Origin of the sequence: Sphingobium sp. LMC3-1-1.1, assembly GCF_040676285.1 — a bacterium.
Classification (GTDB): Bacteria; Pseudomonadota; Alphaproteobacteria; order Sphingomonadales; family Sphingomonadaceae; genus Sphingobium.
This window is the reverse complement of sequence record NZ_JBEGHQ010000042.1, coordinates 1-825: the sequence shown is the minus strand read 5'-3', so window position 1 is coordinate 825 and position 825 is coordinate 1. Positions and strand designations below refer to the sequence as shown.

Here is an 825-nt window from a genome sequence, read left to right as displayed (position 1 = left end):
TGGACTTGTAACGGTTTTGCGCCGGTCACCTATCTCATTATGCCACCTTTGCCTCAAAGGCGAGCGGGCTGATGCCGCCCAGATATGAATGGGCGCCGCCGGGAATTGTAGAAGCCGTTGATGTACTGAAAGATGGCAGCTTCAGCTTGCCGCCGGGTTGGCCAGCGCTGCCGCCAGATCATTTCTGCCTTCAGGGATTTGAGGAAGGTCTCGACCGCAGAGTTGTCGTAGCAATTGCCCTTGCCGCTCATTGATGGACGCAGGCCATAGGCCTGCAGCTTCTTTTGATAGGTGTGGGAGCAATATTGACTGCCGCGATCGGAGTGAAAAATGCAGCCCTCGGGCGGCTGACGCAACCGCATCGCCATATCCAGCGCCCGGATCGCCAGATCCTTTTTCATCCTGTCGCTGACAGCCCAGCCAACGACACGGCGGCTATGCAGATCAAGGATGACGGCAAGATAGAGCCAGCCCTCCTGTGTCCAGACATAGGTGATGTCGCTAGCCCATTTGCGGTTGGACACATCAGCGGCAAAATCCCCGTCCAGCCAGTTTGCCGCGACGCCCAGGCGATGGTGGCTGTCCGTCGTGACCTTGTGCTTGCGCGTGCGAACCGGCTTGATCCCGTTGATCCGCATGAGTCGGCCGACCCGCGCTCGCCAACGTCGAGCCCGGCTTCCTTCAACTCCATCGTCATTCTCGGACGGCCGTAGCTGCCAAGGCTCAGGCTATATTGTTCCCGGATATGGGCCAGCACCCTCATGTCCGTCCGCTCCCGATGGCTGATCGGACGCGAACGCCAGGAACGATAGCCGCGCTCGCTCA

General features: G+C 59.5%; 1 pseudogene. It reads right to left on the bottom strand.

From position 1 onward, the window contains the following. Positions 1-37: 37 nt before the first annotated feature. A pseudogene (locus MRBLMC3_RS17510) lies at positions 38-825 on the bottom strand (IS3 family transposase); the annotation flags it as partial.